Annotated in this window: 17 protein-coding genes and 2 pseudogenes; 11 read left to right on the forward strand and 8 right to left on the reverse strand. The window is 74.7% G+C overall.

What is annotated here, in order from left to right; genetic code table 11:
* Positions 1–131 precede the first annotated feature (131 nt).
* Positions 132–1,286: an ornithine cyclodeaminase family protein gene (locus ACWIX3_RS16450; protein WP_448608416.1), complete on the reverse strand. Its 1,155-nt coding sequence runs from the start codon at positions 1,284–1,286 to the stop codon at positions 132–134.
* Entirely contained in the window at positions 1,283–1,738 is a 456-nt protein-coding gene (locus ACWIX3_RS16455) for a proline racemase family protein (protein WP_448608417.1), read from the reverse strand. Before ACWIX3_RS16455 ends, ACWIX3_RS16450 begins: the two co-directional genes overlap by 4 nt.
* A gap of 327 nt (positions 1,739–2,065) precedes the next feature.
* Between ACWIX3_RS16455 and ACWIX3_RS16460 the strand changes: the two genes are divergently transcribed.
* Both ACWIX3_RS16460 and ACWIX3_RS16465 read left to right on the forward strand, forming a co-directional pair.
* A complete protein-coding gene (locus ACWIX3_RS16460; RefSeq protein WP_448608418.1) occupies positions 2,066–3,595 on the forward strand; it encodes an aldehyde dehydrogenase family protein in 1,530 nt (509 codons plus the stop codon).
* A 68-nt stretch (positions 3,596–3,663) separates the two neighbouring features.
* Positions 3,664–3,843: a hypothetical protein gene (locus ACWIX3_RS16465; RefSeq protein WP_448608419.1), complete on the forward strand. Its 180-nt coding sequence runs from the start codon at positions 3,664–3,666 to the stop codon at positions 3,841–3,843.
* Positions 3,844–4,420: 577 nt separating this feature from the next.
* Here ACWIX3_RS16465 and ACWIX3_RS16470 read toward each other — a convergent pair.
* Positions 4,421–4,624, reverse strand: coding sequence for an antitoxin (locus ACWIX3_RS16470; protein WP_448608420.1), 204 nt, complete (start codon positions 4,622–4,624; stop codon positions 4,421–4,423).
* 83 nt (positions 4,625–4,707) lie between these two features.
* Complete coding sequence (locus ACWIX3_RS16475) at positions 4,708–5,169, reverse strand: Lrp/AsnC family transcriptional regulator (protein ID WP_448608421.1); 462 nt, start codon at positions 5,167–5,169, stop codon at positions 4,708–4,710.
* A 179-nt stretch (positions 5,170–5,348) separates the two neighbouring features.
* Between ACWIX3_RS16475 and rocD the strand changes: the two genes are divergently transcribed.
* From rocD to ACWIX3_RS16495, 4 genes are all read left to right on the forward strand, one after another.
* Positions 5,349–6,587: an ornithine--oxo-acid transaminase gene (gene rocD / locus ACWIX3_RS16480; RefSeq protein ID WP_448608422.1), complete on the forward strand. Its 1,239-nt coding sequence runs from the start codon at positions 5,349–5,351 to the stop codon at positions 6,585–6,587.
* An 81-nt stretch (positions 6,588–6,668) separates the two neighbouring features.
* Entirely contained in the window at positions 6,669–7,148 is a 480-nt protein-coding gene (locus tag ACWIX3_RS16485; RefSeq protein ID WP_448608423.1) for a DUF2975 domain-containing protein, read from the forward strand.
* A complete protein-coding gene (locus ACWIX3_RS16490; protein WP_448608424.1) occupies positions 7,148–7,393 on the forward strand; it encodes a helix-turn-helix domain-containing protein in 246 nt (81 codons plus the stop codon). Before ACWIX3_RS16485 ends, ACWIX3_RS16490 begins: the two co-directional genes overlap by 1 nt.
* Positions 7,390–8,505 carry an NAD(P)/FAD-dependent oxidoreductase gene (locus tag ACWIX3_RS16495; protein WP_448608425.1) on the forward strand — a complete coding sequence of 372 codons (1,116 nt, stop codon included), beginning with the start codon at positions 7,390–7,392 and terminating at the stop codon, positions 8,503–8,505. The genes ACWIX3_RS16490 and ACWIX3_RS16495 overlap by 4 nt, the downstream gene beginning before the upstream one ends.
* Before the next feature lie 66 nt (positions 8,506–8,571).
* On the opposite strand, the pseudogene ACWIX3_RS16500 reads toward ACWIX3_RS16495, so the two are convergent.
* Positions 8,572–8,802: pseudogene (locus ACWIX3_RS16500) on the reverse strand (VOC family protein); the annotation flags it as partial.
* A gap of 190 nt (positions 8,803–8,992) precedes the next feature.
* Positions 8,993–9,199: pseudogene (locus ACWIX3_RS16505) on the reverse strand (VOC family protein); the annotation flags it as partial.
* A gap of 201 nt (positions 9,200–9,400) precedes the next feature.
* Between ACWIX3_RS16505 and ACWIX3_RS16510 the strand changes: the two are divergent.
* From ACWIX3_RS16510 to ACWIX3_RS16525, 4 genes are all read left to right on the forward strand, one after another.
* On the forward strand, positions 9,401–9,649 hold the full coding sequence (locus ACWIX3_RS16510; protein WP_448608426.1) for a hypothetical protein: 249 nt from the start codon (positions 9,401–9,403) through the stop codon (positions 9,647–9,649).
* A 130-nt stretch (positions 9,650–9,779) separates the two neighbouring features.
* Positions 9,780–11,375, forward strand: a complete 1,596-nt coding sequence (locus tag ACWIX3_RS16515) for a carboxylesterase/lipase family protein (protein WP_448608427.1) — start codon at positions 9,780–9,782, stop codon at positions 11,373–11,375.
* 186 nt (positions 11,376–11,561) lie between these two features.
* Positions 11,562–11,828 (forward strand): hypothetical protein, encoded by a 267-nt coding sequence (locus tag ACWIX3_RS16520; protein WP_448608428.1) that lies wholly within the window; start codon positions 11,562–11,564, stop codon positions 11,826–11,828.
* A gap of 150 nt (positions 11,829–11,978) precedes the next feature.
* Positions 11,979–13,505 (forward strand): amino acid permease, encoded by a 1,527-nt coding sequence (locus ACWIX3_RS16525; protein ID WP_448608429.1) that lies wholly within the window; start codon positions 11,979–11,981, stop codon positions 13,503–13,505.
* 15 nt (positions 13,506–13,520) lie between these two features.
* On the opposite strand, the gene ACWIX3_RS16530 is transcribed toward ACWIX3_RS16525, so the two are convergent.
* Complete coding sequence (locus ACWIX3_RS16530) at positions 13,521–14,924, reverse strand: threonine/serine ThrE exporter family protein (protein WP_448608430.1); 1,404 nt, start codon at positions 14,922–14,924, stop codon at positions 13,521–13,523.
* A 58-nt stretch (positions 14,925–14,982) separates the two neighbouring features.
* Positions 14,983–15,894 carry a LysR family transcriptional regulator gene (locus tag ACWIX3_RS16535; protein ID WP_448608431.1) on the reverse strand — a complete coding sequence of 304 codons (912 nt, stop codon included), beginning with the start codon at positions 15,892–15,894 and terminating at the stop codon, positions 14,983–14,985.
* 107 nt (positions 15,895–16,001) lie between these two features.
* Here ACWIX3_RS16535 and ACWIX3_RS16540 point away from each other — a divergent pair, with 107 nt between their 5' ends.
* On the forward strand, positions 16,002–17,168 hold the full coding sequence (locus ACWIX3_RS16540; RefSeq protein WP_448608432.1) for an NAD(P)/FAD-dependent oxidoreductase: 1,167 nt from the start codon (positions 16,002–16,004) through the stop codon (positions 17,166–17,168).
* The last annotated feature ends 27 nt before the right edge of the window (positions 17,169–17,195 follow it).

The raw sequence follows: 17,195 nt of genomic DNA on the forward strand, positions 1-17,195 counted from the left end.
GCGGGGCTCGTCCACCCTGATCGCTGACGTCCTCAACCGCGATCCCGTCGTCACCGGCAGGGCCGCCGCGGTGGTGAACGGTGCGGTGGGGTGCTCCGTGCGCGCCCCGGCCATCGAGGCCCCTCGACGCATCAACGCCGTGAGCCCCACCGTCTCCACCGGGAGCGTGCGTCACCGAGGGCGTGGAGGAGTACGGCGATCCCTTCCGGGCGTGACGCCGGTCGGTGTCGATCCGGCAGCCGCGGCCTGCGTCCGGTCCACCGAGGGCGCCGGGACCGGCCAGGTCTTCCTCGTGCGGTAGGGCCCCGTCCGGAGGTCCGCCCCGGGCCTGCGAGGGGTGCGCCCGTGGCGACTCCCGCCCGCGGGTGGTCGGGGGACGCACGCTCAGCGTCGGCGGCGTTCCGGGTGAGCGCGGCTTCTGCGACGACGAGGTCCTGCCAGGACATGCCGACGCTCTTGACGACCAGCGGCCGGTCGGCGGGCAGGGGCACCGCGCCGGTCACGACGTCGCGCAGGGGTACGAGGTCGTCGGCGGTCAGTGCGCCCTCGGCGATGGCCAGGACCACGTCCCCGGCCTCGCGCAGCGCGGTGGCGACGTCCTCGACCACCACGGTGGCCCGGCCCAGCAACGCCGCGTCCAGTTCGCGGGCGTCGGGCTCGTGCGAGCCGACCGCGACCACCACGGCGTCGTCGCGCAGCAGGGTCGAGTCGAACAGCGGCGCGCGGGCCGAGGTCGCGCAGACGACGACGTCCGCGGCCCGCAGCGCCGCGTCGGCGTCCGCGGAGCCGAGCCGGACCGCCGCCAGCGGGGTCCGGGACGGGTCGCGGACCAGGTGGACGGCGCCGGCCAGCGGGCGGACGGCGGCCAGCGTGGCGACGTGCCCGACCGCCTGCGGCCCGGCGCCGACCACCGCCACCCGCAGCGGCCGGTCGGGCAGGGCGGGCAGGACGGCGGCGACCGAGACCGCCGGGGTGCGCAGCGTGGTCAGCGCCGTGCCGTCGAGCACCGCGCGCAGCGCCAGGGTCTCCGCGTCGAGGAGCAGGTAGGTGGCCTGGATGCGGGGCAGGCCGCGGGCCGGGTTGCCCGGGGCGACGGCGACCACCTTCACCCCGGCCGCGGCCGGGGTCTCCGAGGGCATGAGCAGGAACTGGCCGTGCGCGAGGCCCACCGCGGTGCGGGGTGGGTCGCCGGCGGGGTCCAGGCCGCCGCGCAGCGCATCGGTGATCGCCCGGACCGCGCCGGCCGGGCCGAGTGCGGCGACGGCGTCCGCGTCGAGGAACCTCACCGCAGCACGAACCCGGGAACCAGCGCGTCGTGCGGATCGACGACGAACCGGTGCTCGCCGGTGCGGTAGGCCATCCCGGTGACCTGCGGGAGCACCGCGCGACGCCCGGCGACGTCCACGGTCCCGAGCACCGTCCCGGCGAAGGTGCTGCCCACGATCGAGTCGCGCCGCAGCACGGTGCCGGACGGAAGCCGGCCCGAGGGCACGTCGATGACCAGGTCCATGCTGTCGGTGTCCGGGGCCGCGACCAGCCCCGTGTCGACCGCCCGCACCCGGAGCGCGATCGTGCCGTGGCCGCAGGTGGTGGAGGAGCCGTCCTCGTGCCAGAACAGCACACCGAGATGGGTGCCGGCGTCGTCCGGCGGCACGACGAAGCCGCCGTACACGTCCGCGTGCCCGCGCGGCTCGGAGGTCGCGATCGACGACGGCAGCGCGGCGGCACCCTGCCACAACCGCGGGTGCGGTGGTCTCCCACCGGTAGGCCACCTCGCCCACCGACTCCTCATCCGGTCCCGTCGCCGAACACCTCGTCGGCGAGGACGGCGACGTGGAGGGACACGAGGATGTCGGGATCGCGCGGCGGAGGCCGACCGGCCTCCTGACCCGGGTGACCGCGACGTCGGACGGCGCCGGCCGGACCGATCCCCGGCGGGGAGCGCGACGTGGGGGTTCCGGGTGGTCGACCGTCGGGTGCACGCTGACACTCGACGCACCCCAGGCCGAGCAGAAGGTCCGGCCCGGCCGGCCGCCCCCTCACCCCCCAGGCACCGGAGAGGTCCATGTCCGAGCAGACCGTCCTGAGCCCGTCCACCGGCACGACGTCCCCGCCGACCCGGCTGATGCTCATCGGCGGGGAGTGGGTCGAGGCTGTCGACGAGGAGTGGCGGGAGATCACCAGCCCGGGCCGCCGCGGCCAGGTCCTCGCCCGCGTGCCGCGCGGCAACGCCACGGACGTCGACCGTGCCGTCACCGCCGCACGGGAGGCCTTCCCCGCCTGGCGCGACCAGCACTTCAAGGAGCGCCAGCGGGTGCTGCTGCGGATCGCCGACGCCATCGAGGGCCGCGCCGAGGAGCTCGCACGGGTCACCGCCGAGGACACCGGGAACGCGCTGCGCACCCAGGCGCGGCCCGAGGCGGGGCTGCTGACCGACCTGTTCCGCTACTTCGGCGGTGTCGCCGGGGAGGTGAAGGGCACCACCCTGCCGGCCGGTGCGTCGCAGCTGCAGTACACCCGGCAGGAGCCGCTCGGGGTGGTCGGCGCGATCCTGCCGTGGAACTCGCCGCTGATGATCGCCGGCTTCAAGGTCCCGGCCGCCCTGGCCGCCGGGAACACCATCGTGCTCAAGGCCGCCGAGGACGCCCCGCTGTCCATCCTGCTGATGGCCGAGATCTGCGAGGAGTTCCTGCCTCCCGGCGTGCTCAACGTGGTCACCGGAACCGGCCGCGCGGCGGGTAACGCCCTGGTCGAGCACCCCGGCGTCGACAAGATCTCGTTCACGGGCTCGACCGAGGTCGGCCGCGGCATCGCCAGCAAGGCGGGGGAGCGGCTGGCCCACCTCTCCCTGGAGCTGGGCGGCAAGAACCCGTCGATCGTGTTCCCCGGCGCGGTGACCGACGAGCTGATCGAGGGGCTGGTGCTGTCCTCGCGGATCAGCAGGCAGGGCCAGAGCTGCACCGCCGGCTCGCGGCTGTACCTGCACCGCGACGTCCACGACGAGGTCCTCGCCCGGCTGAGCGACCGACTGGGATCGATGAGGGTCGGGGACCCGCTGGACGAGGCCAGCGACATCGGCGCGGTCATCAACGAGACCCAGTTCGACTCCATCCGGGAGTACCTGGAGGACGGTCTGGCCAACCCCGCGCTGCACGTCGAGGTGGGTGGCCTGCCGCCGATCAGCGGCCCCCTCGCCGAGGGGTTCTTCCACGTGCCCACGCTGTTCTCCGGCGGCGACAACAGCTTCCGTCTCGCCCGCGAGGAGATCTTCGGGCCCGTGGTCGTCGCCATCGCCTGGACCGACGTCGACGACGTCGTCCGCATGGCCAACGACACCGCCTACGGGCTGGGTGCCTACGTCTGGAGCTCCGACATCGACCTGGCGATCACCACGGCGCACCGGCTCGAGGCCGGCTGGGTGCAGGTCAACCAGGGCGGGGGACAGGTGGTCGGCCAGTCCTACGGCGGCTACAAGCAGAGCGGCATCGGCCGGGAGGTCTCCCTCGAGGGCATGATCGCCGGCTTCACCCAGACCAAGCAGGTCAACGTGCGACTCGGCTCCGGAGCGACACCCGCGCCCCGCACGGGACCCTGACCGGGCGCGGCACCGCCGTGACCTGGTCGGCCGCGGTCGCGACGACCTGCCGATCACCTGGAGGACGGATGGCCAGCTACACCGCGACCGCGATCTGCGAGGGCGACCACTGGGTGATCGACGTCGCGGGTGTCGGTACGACCCAGGCCGACAGCGTCGACGCCATCGAGGAGATGGCGCTCGATCTGGTCGTCGCGATGACCCACACCGCCCGCGAAGAGGTGCAGGTCCAGGTGCGCATCGTCTGAGCCGGCACTGATGAGCCGGCACCGACGGGTGGGTGCGGCGCAGCGAACCGGTCCCCGTGCTGTCCCCGGTCCGGTTGTTCCGACGAGCCGGTCGTGACGGTGTCCGGGCCCACCTCGTCGGACGGTGAGAGGTCCCCGGATGCCACCCCTTCGCCGCAAGGTGGGCAGGGGCAGACCGTTATCGGCAGGATCCTGGGCCGGCGATCGAGGAGTCGGTGATGGGCAACGTCTTCGTCGACACCTGCGTATACCACCAGCCCGGCATCGACCTCCTCTTCGAGGTCGTCGACGTCGACAACATCCTGTTCGGCTCCGAGATGGTCGGGGCCGTCCGCGGGATCGACCCGCGCACCGGCCACACTTCGACGACACCCGGCGCTACGTCGAGGCGGTGGGGCTGGCGCCCGGCGACCGCGAGAAGGTCTTCGAGCTCAACGCCCGTCGGGTGTACCCACGGCTGGACGCCGCCCTGGCAGCCCGGAGGCGTGAGGCGGCGCCGCTGCGGCCCAGGCAGGCAGACACGGCACAGGGGCCGTTCCAGATCACCCGGAACGTCCCCTGTGCCGTGGTCGGCGCGTCAGGCGCCGGGCTGGCCGCCGTCCTGCTGGCCGATGCGCTGGTCGGCGAGGTCGCCGACCTTGTCGGACTGCTGGTCGAACTTCCCGCCGGTCCGGTCGTCGGCGAACTGTTCGGCCTTGTCCAGCGCCTGGTCGCTGCGCTGCTCACCCTGCTCGCTGTCGAGGGCCTGCTTCGCCTTGTCCCCGAGGCCTCCGAGGTCCATGTGTGCTCCTCCCGGTTAGGTTTCGTGGAGGCGGACTACCCACCCGGCGCGCTCCGGACCCTTCCCGTCCGGTGCGGGCGGTCTCAGGGGCGGGCGCGGTCGATCAGCCGGGAGAGCACGACCTCGCTGCGCGTCTGGTGGACGTTCGGCTGCTGCCGGAGCCGCTCGATGGCCTCCTCCAGGTGCGGGATGTCGGCGGCCAGGATGTGGACCAGCGCGTCCGCGGAGCCGGTGACGCTCCATGCTCCGACGACCTCGGGGACCTTCTCCAGGCTGCGCCGCAGCTCCATGGGGGACGGCGTCCCCTCCCAGTACACCTCCACGTAGGCCTCGGTCGTCCAGCCGAGGACCTCCGGGTCGACCAGCGCGGTGAAGCCGCGGATCACGCCGTCGGCCAGCAGCCGGTCCACGCGGCGCTTGACCGCCGGCGCGGAGAGGCTGACCTCGTCGCCGATGACGGCGTACGTGGCGCGGGCGTCGCGCGTGAGGCAGCCGATGATCTGCCGGTCGAGCGGGTCCAGGCGGTCTCCGGTCCTCTGCAACACCCCGCGCACCGTAGGCCCATTCCTGCAACGGATCCACGCTCGGCCCGCAACGAACGTGCATTGATGCCGGTGTCCGCCGTTCCTAGCCTTCAGTCACGGGCGCCGGCCGGCGCCTCCCCCGGCGATCCCGGGCCGCCGGCCGGTGCGCAGCCCGACGCCGGAGCCAGAGGAGGCCCACCATGACCACGCCGCGGCGCAGTGAGACCCCACTGTCCTCGAGCGGGCACGCGACGCTCACCCGGTCGGTGACGGCGCGCAACTACGCGCCCCTGCCGGTGGTCGTGGCAGAGGCGCACGGGGCGTGGGTCACCGACGTCGACGGCCGCCGCTACCTCGACTGCCTGGCCGGGTACTCGGCGCTCAACTTCGGCCACGGGCACCCGGTCCTGCTGCGGGCGGCCCGCGAGCAGCTCGAGCGGGTGACGCTCACCAGCCGCGCGTTCTACAACGACCGGCTCGGCCCCTTCGCCCGTGACCTGGCCGCGCTGGCCGGGATGGACCTGGTGCTGCCGATGAACACCGGGGCCGAGGCGGTGGAGACGGCCGTCAAGGTCGCCCGGCGCTGGGGGTACCAGGTGAAGGGCGTCCCCGCGGGACGGGCGCAGATCGTCGTCGCGGCGGGCAACTTCCACGGCCGCACCACCACGATCGTCAGCTTCTCCACCGACGACTCGGCGCGCGAGGGCTTCGGCCCCTTCACCCCGGGGTTCACCGTGGTCCCCTACGGCGACGCCGACGCGCTGCGGGCGGCGCTCACGCCCGAGACGGTCGCGGTGCTGATCGAGCCGGTGCAGGGGGAGGCCGGTGTCGTGGTGCCGCCGCCGGGCTACCTCGCCGCGGTGCGGCAGGCGTGCACCGACGCCGGGGTGCTGTTCGTCGCCGACGAGGTCCAGTCCGGGCTGGGCCGGACCGGGGCCACCTTCGCCTGCGAGCTCGAGGGCGTCGTCCCCGACGTCTACCTGCTCGGCAAGGCCCTCGGCGGCGGCATCGTCCCGGTCTCGGCGGTGGTGTCCACCCGCGAGGTCCTCGGCGTCCTCACCCCCGGCAGCCACGGGTCGACGTTCGGCGGCAACCCGCTCGCGGCGGCGATCGGGCACGCCGTGGTGGGCCTGCTGGAGACCGGCGAGTACCAGGAGCGGGCGGCCAAGCTGGGCGTGCAGCTGCGCGACCGGCTCGACGGCCTGGTCGGGCACGGCGTCGACGCGGTGCGCACCCGCGGGCTGTGGGCCGGGATCGACATCGACCCCGCCCTGATGACCGGGCGCGCCGCCTGCGAGCGGCTGGCCGAGCACGGCGTCCTGGTCAAGGACACGCACGGGCAGACGATCCGGCTGTCCCCGCCGCTCGTCATCGAGCCGGGCGACCTCGACCGGGCCGTCGAGGCCCTGGCCGCCGTCCTCGACGAGGGGCGCCGCTGACCCGGGTGCCGACCGGCCCGACCGGGGGACACGCCTGGTCCGTCGATTGACTTGCGATAACCACCTATCGATAATCGATGCGTGATCACGACGCGTCGGGTGGTCGGCCCGCTCCGGTTCCTGCTCGCGGTGGCGTTCGCCGCCCTGGTCCTGGCGCAGGTGGTCTTCCTGCCGGCGCTGTCGGCGGCGATGGCGGAGGACTCGCCGGAGCTGGCGCACCTGCGGTGGCCGACCCTCGTGGTCGCCGTCCTGGGGCTGGCCTGCGTCCAGGTCGTCATCGTGTGCACCTGGAAGCTGCTCACCCTGGTCGAGGACGACCGCATCTTCAGTGCGGCGTCGATGGCCTGGGTGGACGCCATCGTCGGGGCGATCGCCGCCGCGTGGCTCCTCCTCCTCGGCACGTTCGCCTGGTCCCTGGTCGGCGTGGGGCTGCCCGGCCCGCCGATCGTGCTCCTGCTGATGCTCGTGGCCGGGGCCGTGGTCGGGCTGCTCATGGTGGTGATGCGCGCGCTGCTGCGGCAGGCCACGACGCTGCGCACCGACATGGAAGCGGTCATCTGATGCCGATCGTCGTGCGCATCGACGTCGAGCTGGCCAAGCGGAAGATGAGCGTGGGGGAGTTCGCCGAGCGCGTCGGGCTCACGCCGGCGAACGTCGCGGTGCTGAAGAACGGCCGGGCCAAGGCCGTCCGCTTCAGCACGCTCGAGGCCATGTGCCGGGTGCTCGGCTGCCAGCCCGGCGACCTGCTCGAGTGGGTCCCCGACGAGCACGGGGCGACGCACGCCGCGCACGAGGCCCGCCGGTGAGGGACGACGTCGACGTGCTGGTCGTCGGCGCCGGGTTGGCCGGGCTGCACACCGCCACGCTGCTCGCCCGCCGCGGGCACGACGTGCTCCTGGCCGAGCGGCGGCCGGGGCTGGCCGGCGCGATCCGGACCACGGGCATCTTCGTCCGCAAGACGCTTGACGACTTCCCCCTGCCGCCGGACTGCCTGGGCCCGCCGATCCGGCGCGTGGTGCTCTACCCGCCGGGGCTGCGCCGCCCGGTGGCCCTCGACAGCGCACGCGACGAGTACCGGGTGGGCGACATGGGTCCGCTGTACGTGGCCGCGGCCCGCGCCGCGGCCGACGCCGGCGTGCGGATAGCGCTGGGTACCCGCCACGAGGGGCGCCGGGACGACGAGCACGCGCTGGCCGGTCCGGACGGGCCGAGGCGGGTCCGGGCGCGGTTCGTCGTCGGTGCGGACGGCGCCCGCTCGCGGGTGGCCCGGGATCTCGGACTGGACCGCAACCGCCACCTGCTGGTCGGCGCCGAGGAGGTCTTCACGATCCGGTCCGACGGGGAGCCGCCCACCTTCCACTGCGTGCTCGACCCCTCGCTGGCGCCCGGCTACCTGGCCTGGGTGGTCAACGACGGCCGGCACGCCCACGTCGGCGTCGCCGGCTACGCCGACCGCTTCCCCGGCGGCATGCGCCGGGCCCTGGACCGGTTCGGCGCCTCGGCGCCCGGGCTGCCCGGCGCCGACCGTCCCGAGGAGGTGGAGCGGCGCGGCGGCCCGATCCCCGTCGGGGGCCTGCTGCGCCGGATCAGCAGTCCCGACGGCCTGCTCGTCGGGGACGCGGCCGGTGCGGTCTCCCCGCTCACCGCCGGTGGCCTCGACCCGTGCCTGCGCCTGTCGGAGCACGCGGCCGACGTCCTCGACGACGCCCTGCGCACCGGGCGGCCGGACGCGCTGGCGCGGTACGACGGTGCCGCCCTGCGGGCCCACTTCCGGGGACGCCTCGCGCTGCGCCGGGGGCTGGCGCAGGTGCGCACGCCCGCCGTCGCCGCGGCGGCGTTCACCCTGCTGCGCACGCCGGTCGGGCGGGCCGCCGCCCGTCGGATCCTCTTCGGCGACCGGTCCTTCCCCGCTCCCTGAGCACCCGGCCGAGGCGCCGGCGGAGCTCGCGGGACCGAGCCGGGGCGGAGGCGCTGCGGAGCGAGGTCAGCGGTCCGGGTCGTCGGCGGTCACGCAGAAGGGCAGGCCGGCCGGGCCCTCCAGGGCGACGAAGCCGCCGCCGGGCCAGAGCTCCCGGGCGCCCAGCGCCCGCACCCGGGCGACCTCGGCGGCCAGGTCGTCGGTGCCGAGGCCGAGGTGGGCGCGGGCCTGCGGAGCCCCGTCGTCGTCGAGCCGCTGCACGAGGAAGTTGCACCGGGCTCTCGGCGCGGTGCACCAGGCGGGCGAACTCCGGTGCGTCCACCGGCTCGTCGGCCCATCCGGTCGCCGACCGCCAGAACGCCAGCTCGGCGTCGTACCGCTCCGCGGGGACGTCGACGCACGCCTGCACCAGCCGGCTGCGGTGCCCGCCCGGCCACGCCGTGGCGCCGGGCCGTCGGTGCGGCCACGACTCGGCGCACACGCAGAACGGCAGGCCGGCCGGGGAGGTCATGACCTGCCACGCCTCACCGCGGTGGGCGCGGGTCGCGCCCAGCCGCTCGAGCCGCGCGGGGTCCTCGTCGGGGTCGCCCAGCAGGTCGAGGTGCACCCGCGGCGCACCGTCGATGGCCTGCACGTGCAGGTACGGCGCCCCGTCCGGAGGGTCGAGCGAGGTGAACTCGGGGGGCCTGGCCACGCCTCACCCGCAGGCCAGCCGGTCACCGCCGACCAGAACGCCCGCGTCGCCTCGACGTGCCGGGCGGGCACGTCGACGAAGGCGTGCACCCACGCCACCGGTGTCGGCACGAGGGCGAGGCTGGCACACCCGGCCGCCGTCGGGACGGTGCGGCCCCGTGGGCTCCTGGACGGCGGCCTCCGCCGTCGGGACACTGGCGCCGTGGCGGGCGGCGGCACGGTCCTGGGCACGGTGGTCCGGTGGGACGACGCCCGGAGTGGCGGCGTGGTCGAGGCACCCGACCTGCCGGGGGACTGCTGGGTCCCGGCGGAGGTCGTCTCCGGCGGCGGGGCGCTCCGGGCCGGCCAGGTCGTCGACGTCGACTGGACCGAGCCCGGCACCGCGGGCTTCCCCTGCCGGGCCACCCGCGCCGTGCGGCGGGGCGACCTGCAGGCCACGCCCGGGGCGTGACCCCGGCCGGGGCCCGGTGTCACGCCGCCCTGTCGCCGGCGGCCCGGCCGGAGCAGGATGGGCTCCGCCGCTCGCAGCCAGCCGAACGACCGACCTCCACGCCGTGAACGGCGGAGCAGGAGGAGTCGCGATGTCCCGGTCCCTCCGCAGCACGTCGGCCGCGGTGCTGTCCGCCCTCGTGCTCGCCTGCCTGCCCGCATCGGCGGCCCTGGCTGCGCCCCAGCCGGGTCAGCCGCCCGTCGTCTCCACCGGATCCGGCGCGGTGAGCGGCGTGCAGGCCGAGGGCGTGGACGCCTACCTCGGCATCCCGTACGCCGCACCGCCGGTCGGTGCACTGCGGTGGAGCTCGCCGCAGCCGCCCGCGCCGTGGGACGGCGTCCGGGCGGCCGAGGCATACGGCAACCGCTGCCCGGCGACGGAGAGCACGAACGGCCCGCGCTCGGAGACCGAGGACTGCCTGTTCGTCAACGTGCAGCGACCCGCCGGGACCACGCCCGAGGACCGCCTGCCGGTCTACGTGTTCATCCACGGTGGCGGCCTGGTCAACGGCAGCTCGAACCAGGCCGACATGGCCGCGATCGTCGCGGCGACCGGGGTCGTCGGGGTGACGATGAACTACCGGCTGGGGGCCCTCGGCTTCCTGGGGCACCCGGAGCTCACCGCGGGCCAGGGCGAGTCAGGCAACTACGGGCTGATGGACCAGCAGGCGGCGCTGCGGTGGGTCCAGGAGAACATCGCCGCCTTCGGGGGTGACCCCGCGCGGGTGACGATCGGCGGGGAGTCGGCCGGCGGCTGGTCGGTCTGCGCGCACCTGGTGGCCCCGGGATCCCGGGGCCTCTTCGCCGGGGCCATGATCCAGAGCGGGTCCTGCCCGAGCCGCACCCAGGACGCCGCGGACGCCGAGGGCCAGGTGATCGCCCAGGCCGTGGGGTGCACCGCCCTGACGGCCGTGGTCGCCTGCCTGCGCTCGAAGCCGGTGGGGGAGCTCATCGACGCCCCGGTGCCCATCGTCCCGCCGGTGCGCGGCACACCGTTCCTGCCGTCGGACCCGCGCGAGGCGGTCACGACCGGGGACCTCGCGGACGTCCCTGTGGTCGTCGGGGCGACCCGGGACGAGGGCCGCACCTTCATGGCCGGGAGCATCGGCTGGACCCGTGAGCAGTACGAGACGTGGGTCCGCGACGTCTTCGCCGAGGACGCCGACGCCGTCCTGGCCCGGTATCCGTGGCCGGCCGACGCCGACGAGTTCACCGCCGCCTACCTCGCGGGCGCGATCACGACCGACGCCGGCCTGGCCCTCGGCATCGGCGGCTGCCCGAACCTGGCGCTCACCCGGGACCTCGCGGCGCACGTGCCGACGTGGGCCTACGAGTTCGCCGCCCGCACCGGGCCGGGGCTGCAGCCGGTCCCGGGCTACGAGTGGGGCGCGGGGCACGCCGCCGAACTGGCGTACCTGTTCCCGAGCTTCGACAACGGCGTCCCCATCGCGCCCACGTTCGACGCCGGCGAGCAGCAGCTGGCGGCGGAGATGAAGCAGCACTGGGGCGCCTTCGTGCGGCACGGCGACCCGGGCGTGCCCGGCCAGACGGCCTGGCCGTCGTACGACGCCGAGCAGGTCGTGCTCTCCCTGCAGCCCGCCGGCGGGAGCAGCGCCGTCCCCGACGCCGTGCTGGCCGAGGAGCACCAGTGCGGGTTCTGGGACCCGCTGACCGCCGACGGCGCCTGACCGGCCCTCGGCGTCGGCGGTACGCCGCGGTGTGCGGGGCCTCACCGCCGCGGTCCGCCTCGGCGGCCCGGCCCGCTCGTACGGTGGGGAGGACACATCGGGACGGCAGCCCGCGGCTCGCCCGTCCGACGCTCCCGGACCCAGCGCCGGGGGACGACCGCGTTCCGCGAGACCGAGGACAGCGACATGCCCGACCCCTCCGCCCCCGACGCGGCGCGCCGGACCCGCCGCCTGGTGCGTGCACGCCGGGGCGGGCCCCAGCCGACGGCCGTCGCCCGGTGGGTGGCGCGGCTGGCGCGCCTCGACTCCTGGTCCCCGGACAGCTCCCACCCGGTCTCCCCCCGGGCCGCGCGACGCGCGCTGCTGGCCCGGTGGACCCGGTCCGGTGAGCTCACCGAGGTCCAGGCCCGTGTCCTGCTGACCCTCGACGAGACGACACCCTGGCAGATCTGACGCCGACCCCGCTGCCAGGGCCGCGCCCGGTCCCGGTGGGTGGACACCTCCGTCCACTGATCGAGGTCGTGCTGCGGAGTTCCCGGACTGGCCTCATCCTCGGACCGACGCCGGAACTCCACCGTCTCGCCGAGGAACGAGGGAGCGGACATGGCACACGGCCCCGCCGCCGAGGGCGGCGACCTCCAAAAAGGTCTCAAGCAGCGCCACCTCACCATGATCGCCATCGGGGGCGTGATCGGCGCGGGGCTGTTCGTCGGCTCCGGCGCGATCATCGGGGAGGTCGGCCCCGCCGCCTTCCTCACCTACGCGATCACCGGCGTGCTGATCGTCATGGTCATGCGGATGCTCGGCGAGATGGCGGTCGCCAACCCCTCGACGGGGTCCTTCGCGGACTACGCGCGGCAGTCGCTCGGCGGCTGGGCCGGCTTCAGCGTCGGCTGGCTGTACTGGTACTTCTGGGTGATCGTCGTCGGCTTCGAGGCCGTGGCCGGGGCGGCGATCCTGCAGCGCTGGCTGCCCGGCGTCCCGCTGTGGGTCATGGCGCTCGTCCTGATGGTGCTCATGACGGCGACCAACCTGTTCTCGGTGGCCTCCTACGGGGAGTTCGAGTACTGGTTCGCCGGCGTCAAGGTCCTCGCGATCATGGCGTTCATCGGCCTCGGCGCGCTGTTCGTCCTGGGGCTCTGGCCGGGCCGTGACCTCGACTTCTCGAACCTGACCGAGCACGGCGGCCTGTTCCCCAACGGCGTCGGCACGCTCTTCTCGGGCATCGTCATCGTGGTCTTCTCGATGGTCGGCGCCGAGATCGCCACCATCGCCGCCGCGGAATCCGACGAGCCGGAGCGCGGCATCGCGCGGGCGACGAACTCCGTCGTCTTCCGGATCCTGATCTTCTACGTCGGCTCCATCTTCCTGCTGGCCACCATCCTGCCGTGGAACTCCACGGAGCTGGGTGACTCGCCGTACGTGGCCGCGATGGAGCAGATGGGGATCCCGGCCGCGGCCGAGATCATGAACGCGGTCGTGCTCACCGCCGTCCTGTCCTGCCTGAACTCCGGCCTCTACACGGCCTCTCGCATGCTGTTCGTGCTCGCCGCCCGGCACGAGGCCCCGGGCCGGATGCTGAGGATCAGCAAGCGCGGGGTGCCCGCGTGGTCGATCCTGTCGTCCTCCGTCATCGGGTTCCTCTGCGTGGTCGCCGCCTACGTGTCCCCGGAGACCGTGTTCCTGTTCCTGCTGAACTCCTCGGGCGCGATCATCCTGTTCGTCTACCTGCTGATCGCCTTGTCCCAGCTGCGGATGCGGCCGACGATCCCGCCGGAGCGGCTGCGGGTGAAGATGTGGTTCTACCCCGTCCTCACCCTGCTCACGGCCGCCGCGATCGTCGCGATCCTCGTGCAGATGTTCATCCGGGGGAGCACGCGGTCGCAGCTCCTGCTCAGCCTGCTCGCCTGGGCCGTCGTGCTCGTGGCCTACGCGGTCCGGCGCAGGGCCATCGGCGACGCCCACCTGACCGAGGACGGGACCGCCGCCGAGCAGCGTGCGGACCGGTGGATGCACGAGCACGGCGCCGTGGTCGACGTGGAGGTCGACGCCGCCGTGGGGGAGGGGCGCCTCGACCCGAAGGTGGTCCGCCGGATGGACGAGGAGGGCTACCCGACCGAGGCCCCGTGACCGGGGGACCGGAGGTCAGTCGGCGGTCATGGCCCGACGCCGGACGCGCTCGTCGTAGCGGTCCCGCCTCGCACTGACCGGCCTGCCGAGGTACTCGCCCAGCGTGACCCCGGCGGCGAGGGCGAGCCCGACCGCCGAGGCCCCCACCAGGGCGGCGAGCCCACCCTGGATGTCGGCGTCGACGACGATCGCGAACAGGCCCTGGTAGATCGCCAGGCCCGGCAGCAGCGGGACGATGCCGCACACCGCGACGAGCTGCGGCGGGATCCGGAGCCGGTCGGTCAGCAGCTCTCCGCAGAACCCGAGGACGACGGCGGCGACCCCGCTGGCCAGCGGGGGACCGGCACCCATTCCGCCGGCCGCCCAGGACGTCGTCCACGCCAGGGCCCCGGCCAGCGCGGCGAGGACGACGGCGCGCGGCCGGGCGTGGCAGGCCAGGGACCAGCCTCCGGCGATCCCGGCCGACGCGGCCAGCCCGACAGGGAACGGGACGCTCGTGGGCGAGGCGTCGACGACGTCCAACGGGATCCCGGCCCGCAGGGCGACGTCCAGCACGCCGGCGATGCCCACGACGATGCCGGCGGTCAGCGTCACCACCTCGAAGGCCCGGGCTGCGGCGGTCACCGGGAAGCCGCTGATCGCATCCTGCGCGGCGCCGACCAGGGACAGCCCGGCGAGGAGCACGACGATGCCGGCCGCGACGACCAGTGAGCTCCGCACCTCGACGTCCCAGGCGAGCAGCAGGACGGCGACGCCGGTGGCGAGCGCGGCCCCGGCCGCCTGCTGGAAGAACAACGGCAGGCTGCGCCGGTTGAGCAGGCGCAGCACCTGGGCGATCAGGGCGGTGGTCAGCGCGGCGATGAGGGCCTCCAGCCACCCGCCGCCGAGGAGGAACCCGACGGAACCGGCGACGCCGGCCCATCCCAGCGCGTTCACGGTGCGGCGGTAGGTGGCGGGTGCCGACACGACGGCGTCCAGCCGGCGGTGTGCCTCCTCGACGTCCAGGCCGCCCCCGCCGACCGCACCGGCCAGGTCGCTGATCCCCTGCAGGCGGGTGTAGTCCATCTGGCTCGTGCGCACGGTCCGCATCGCGGTGAGCGGCACGGCGCCCTCCCGGTCGTAGCTCACCGTGATCGACGTGAAGGTCACGTCGACCTGGCAGTTCACCAAGCCGTAGCCGGCGGCCACCCGCAGCACCGTCGCGGTCACGTCGGCCGCGGGAGCCCCCACGGCCAGCATCGACGCCCCGATGCGCAGGGCCAGGCCCAGCGCGGCGTGCGCGGTGAGGTCGTCCATCCCGCCGCGCTGCGCCCGGATGCCGATCGGCGCGGTCGGGGGCGAGTTCCCCGCGATGGCCCGCCAGGCCCGCTCCGGGATGCGTGCGTACGTCGAGCGACGGGACCGGGGACGGGTGGACACGCTCCCAGGCTAGGTCGGCACCCATAGGGGGACGGGCGAGCGACCCCGGGTCGTCCCGTCAGCCGGGCCGGCCGGACGTCATCGAGGTCCGGATGGCGTCGATGACCGCCCGCACCCCGGGCTGGGGTGCCGGCTCACGGCGGTGGGCCAGCACCAGCGTCCGTTCGACGCGGTCGGTCAGCGGCACCGTGGCCAGGCCCGCACGCCGCAGCGACAGCATGAGGTCCGTCACGGGCGCCACACCGAGGCCGGCGGCGACCAGGGACAGCGTCGAGGCCGTGTCGGTCACGACGTGGTCGGCGCGGGGCTCGAAGTCCAGCCGGCGGCAGGCCATCCGGACGGCGCGGCCGTAGGAGCTCTGCTCCGGTGGCAGGATCCACGGCTCGTCGGCGAAGTCGCGCAGCGACACCGGTGTGCCCGGCGCCGAGCGACCGGCGGCGGTGGCCATCGCGAACCGCTCGGTGCCGAGGACGAGCAGGGCCACGTCCCGGGCCCGCGGGACGGGCGCGTGCGGGTAGTCCACGCCGAAGGCGAGGTCGACCCGCCCGGCGGCCACGGCGGACGTGGCGTCGTCCACGTCGACCTCGACCGACCGCAGACGGACGCCGGGGCAGTGCTCGCGCACCCGCAGCAGGGCGCGGGGCAGCAGCGCGGCCGCCGTCCCGAAGACCCCGACGAGGACGCTCGTCTGCGGCCCCCCGGGGAGGCCGGCCAGCGCCAGCTCGGTCTGCCGCGCCAGGGACAGCAGCCCCTCCGCGTGGTCGGCGAGCAGCCGGCCGGCATCGGTGAGCTGCACGCGACGGCCGACCTGGGTGAACAGGTCGGCCCGCACCGACCGCGCCAGCGCCGCCATCTGCTGGGACACCGCACCCGTCGTGTACCCGAGGGCCGCAGCCGCCGCGGTCATGCTGCCGCTCGTGCGGATCTCGACCAGGGTGCGCAGCTTTACCAGGTCGAGGTCGCCGTCCATGCAGGAACGTTAAACGGTCAGGTGCACGAACCGTCGATGGTGCTGCACGCTGCCGGGCGGCATGATCACAGCGCACCCGGCGTCCCCCCGCTCCCGTGAGGACCGTGATGACCGCTCCCCGGCGCCAGCCGCCGTCGTCGGCCTCGGTGGTCGTCATCGGCGGGGGCGTGGTGGGCCTGAGCTCGGCCTGCTCCCTGGCACGGGCCGGGGTGCGGGACGTCGTGCTGCTCGACGCCGGCGCACTCGGGTCCGGCTCGACCTGCAAGGCGGCCGGTGGCGTCCGGGCGCAGTTCTCCGACCCCGTCAACATCGCGCTCGGCGCGCGCAGCCTCGAGACCTTCCGCGACTTCCCCCGGCTGTTCGGCCAGGAGATCGACCTCTCCCAGGTCGGTTACCTGTTCCTGCTCAGCACCCCCGAGGCCGTGGTCGCCTTCGAGGCCAACGTCGCGCTGCAGAACGAGCTCGGCGTCCCCAGCCGCGTGATCGGTGTGGACGAGGCCCGCCGACTGTCACCGCTCATCGCCACGGAGGGGCTGCTCGCCGCGGCGTACTCCCCGACCGATGGCCACTGCACGCCGGAGTCGGTCGTCCTCGGCTACGCGGCGGCCGCCCGCCGGGCCGGCGCAACGCTGCTGCCGCACTGCGCGGCCGCCGGTATCGACGTCCGGGACGGCCGGGTCACCGGCGTGCGGACCGCCGCCGGGACCATCCGGACCGACACGGTCGTCTGCGCCGCCGGGGCCTGGTCGGCGGAGGTCGGTTCCTGGGCGGGCGTCGACCTCCTGGTCACCCCGCTGCGCCGGCAGATCCTGGTCACCGAGCCGATGCCCGGCCTGGACCCGCACACCCCCTTCACCATCGACTTCGAGACCAGCCTGTACTTCCACCGGGAGGGCTCCGGTCTGCTGCTCGGCATGTCCGACCCCGCGGAGACCCCCGGCTTCGCCCTCTCCCGATCCGACGCCTGGCTGCCCCGCCTCGGCGAGGCGATCGAGCGGCGCGCGCCGGCGCTGGCCGAGGTGGGCATCGTCGGCGGCTGGGCGGGGCTGTACGAGATGACCCCGGACCACAACGCCCTCATCGGCCGCGCCGACACGGTGGAGGGCTTCCTGTACGCGACCGGCTTCTCGGGGCACGGTTTCCTGATGGGGCCGGCCGTGGGCGAGGTCGTGCGCGACCTGTACCTCGGCGAGGAGCCCTTCGTCGACGTCTCCGGGCTCGGCGCCGCACGCTTCACGAGCGCCGACGTCCGGCCCGAGCTGAACATCGTCTAGAGAGGACCACCGTGCACCCCCACCGTT

The sequence above is a fragment of the Geodermatophilus sp. URMC 60 genome (assembly GCF_053502585.1).

Coding starts and splice junctions, on each gene's coding strand:
- ACWIX3_RS16460 (WP_448608418.1), top strand. CDS start 2,066: ATGTCCGAGCAGACCGTCCTGAGCCCGTCCACCGGCACGACGTCCCCG.
- ACWIX3_RS16465 (WP_448608419.1), top strand. CDS start 3,664: ATGGCCAGCTACACCGCGACCGCGATCTGCGAGGGCGACCACTGGGTG.
- ACWIX3_RS16470 (WP_448608420.1), bottom strand. CDS start 4,624: ATGGACCTCGGAGGCCTCGGGGACAAGGCGAAGCAGGCCCTCGACAGC.
- rocD (WP_448608422.1), top strand. CDS start 5,349: ATGACCACGCCGCGGCGCAGTGAGACCCCACTGTCCTCGAGCGGGCAC.
- ACWIX3_RS16490 (WP_448608424.1), top strand. CDS start 7,148: ATGCCGATCGTCGTGCGCATCGACGTCGAGCTGGCCAAGCGGAAGATG.
- ACWIX3_RS16515 (WP_448608427.1), top strand. CDS start 9,780: ATGTCCCGGTCCCTCCGCAGCACGTCGGCCGCGGTGCTGTCCGCCCTC.
- ACWIX3_RS16520 (WP_448608428.1), top strand. CDS start 11,562: ATGCCCGACCCCTCCGCCCCCGACGCGGCGCGCCGGACCCGCCGCCTG.
- ACWIX3_RS16525 (WP_448608429.1), top strand. CDS start 11,979: ATGGCACACGGCCCCGCCGCCGAGGGCGGCGACCTCCAAAAAGGTCTC.
- ACWIX3_RS16535 (WP_448608431.1), bottom strand. CDS start 15,894: ATGGACGGCGACCTCGACCTGGTAAAGCTGCGCACCCTGGTCGAGATC.
- ACWIX3_RS16540 (WP_448608432.1), top strand. CDS start 16,002: ATGACCGCTCCCCGGCGCCAGCCGCCGTCGTCGGCCTCGGTGGTCGTC.